This window comes from Mesorhizobium sp. M7A.F.Ca.CA.004.12.1.1 (assembly GCF_003997835.1).
GTDB lineage: Bacteria > Pseudomonadota > Alphaproteobacteria > Rhizobiales > Rhizobiaceae > Mesorhizobium.
In genome coordinates this window covers 1-1,822 of record NZ_RZRK01001035.1, presented here as the reverse complement: position 1 = coordinate 1,822, position 1,822 = coordinate 1, and the positions used below count along the sequence as shown (strand labels likewise).

Genomic DNA, 1,822 nt, shown 5'->3' with positions numbered 1-1,822 from the left:
GACAGAAGATATCATGCGCCGAACGGAGCAGCGGCAGGACATGGACGATGATCGACTGCCTGTCTTGTCGCGCGGGTACCGGGATTGATCGGACCGAGGGTTCGATCTCGCTGCGCACGGCGGCGATGGCTTGCTGAAACAAAAGGTCTGCTTGCACATCGCCAATCGCCATGCTGCCGAAGGCGACCGGCAGGAACATCGCGGGCATGGCCTCAAGCAGCGGGTTGGTGGCCAGCACGCGTCCATTGGATGAAAGGACAGCAGCCGGCAGTCCCATTCTTTCCATTGCCGCAACTGTTCCTTGCGCGCGCTCAAGCCCGAGCCTCGCCGCAATCAGGCTGGCACGCGCCAGATGCGGCCGCAGCGCGTTCATTCGCGCGAGATCGTCTGCCGAAGGACGATCGTTGTCGCGCCAGCGCTCGGTCGAAAACAGTGCCATTTCCCCCGTCGGCATGACGATGAACGAACCAATCTGTCCGCCAATCCCCAGCGGCCGGGTGCGATCGAGGCGCAGGTGATTGCTTGCCAGAGCTCCGGCGGGGAAATAATCGGCGTCGTAGACAAAAGCCGAAGGCGGGGTCATCGAGAAGAGGAGTTGCACCTCCTCGCTCTTCTGCCATCCATTGGCAGCGTCGAAAGCCTCCAGCACTGGCGAGATCAAATCGGTCGCGATGAATTTTGGCGGGGCTCGGTCATCGAACAGGACAAGCGAGGCGGCAGCCGAGTTGGACTCGCTGCTCAACTGCTCCAGGACGTCGCGCCACATCTCCGGCACGAATGCAGCCTCGTAGATGCGGTCGGCCAGATCGGAAGTCACTTGTGCCTCGTTGGCTGCGCTACCAACTCCGCGTTCTTCACCAAGGCGGCAAGCTGGCTTTGCTGGCGGGTTCCTGTCTTGGCGAATATCCGCTCAAGATAGGTGCAGCCGGTTTTCACGGTGATGGTCAGATCGGACGCCGCATCCTTCAACGGCCGCGGTTCTGCATCAGCGACAATCAGTTGGAACTCTCCGCAGGCGGAACCGGTCGTGCCGGGCCAGAGCTCGGGAACGAAAGCCGCCTCGTAAATCGCTTCGATCAGGCCGCCGCTCATCGGAACGGCTCCGCGCTCTTCAACAAGGCGACAAGCTGGCTTTGTTGCCGTGTCCCGGTCTTGGCGAAGATCCGTTCGAGATAGGTGCGGCTGGTTTTGACGGTGACGTTGGAGCTTGCCGCTGCCTCCTTCAACGGCCGCCCTTGCGCAAGGGAGGCCGCCAGCCGCGCCTCTGCGGGCGTCAGGTCGAACAGGCCGGCAAGCAGGCTTGGCGACGGCACGGTGGCGCTGGCGCTCATCGCCGTCGCCGCAACCAGAATGTCAGCCCCGGAAAAGATCTCATGCGCGGCACGGCGCAGCGGCAGGAGATGAATGACCAGCGCCGGTTGGCCCTCCCTGGCTGGAATGGGGATGGAACGCACGACCCGATCTTGCAAATTGTGCGTAATGGCTTGCCGGAAAAGCTCATTCGCGGACACGTCGGCAAGTGCCATGCCGCCATGTGCGGCGGCGATGAAAACGGATGGCATGTTTTCCAGCAGCACATTGGCCGTCAGCACGCGTCCCGATGCAGTCATTACCGCCGCCGGCAGACCAAGGGCCTCGAGAGCCGAGACGCTCGCTTTGGCCTGCTCCATGCCCAGCCGCGCCGATACCAGGCCGGCACGCGAAAAGTGCGGGCGAAGCTGGTCGAGCCTGTCGATCGACGTCTGATCGTAGGTGCCGTCCCGCGTCCAGCGTTGAAAGACAAATGTAACCAGTTCGCCGCTCGGCATGGCAACCGCCGAAC

General features: G+C 62.7%; 2 protein-coding genes and 1 pseudogene. All 3 read right to left on the bottom strand.

Going from position 1 to position 1,822, the window contains the following annotated elements:
• A pseudogene (locus tag EN984_RS33245) lies at positions 1-649 on the bottom strand (helix-turn-helix transcriptional regulator); the annotation flags it as partial.
• 164 nt (positions 650-813) lie between these two features.
• Positions 814-1,092, bottom strand: a complete 279-nt coding sequence (locus EN984_RS33240; RefSeq protein WP_127270922.1) for a hypothetical protein — start codon at positions 1,090-1,092, stop codon at positions 814-816.
• Positions 1,089-1,822, bottom strand: a 734-nt coding sequence (locus EN984_RS33235) for a helix-turn-helix transcriptional regulator (protein ID WP_206517544.1), incomplete at its 5' end; no start/stop codon positions are given. The genes EN984_RS33235 and EN984_RS33240, both read right to left, overlap by 4 nt.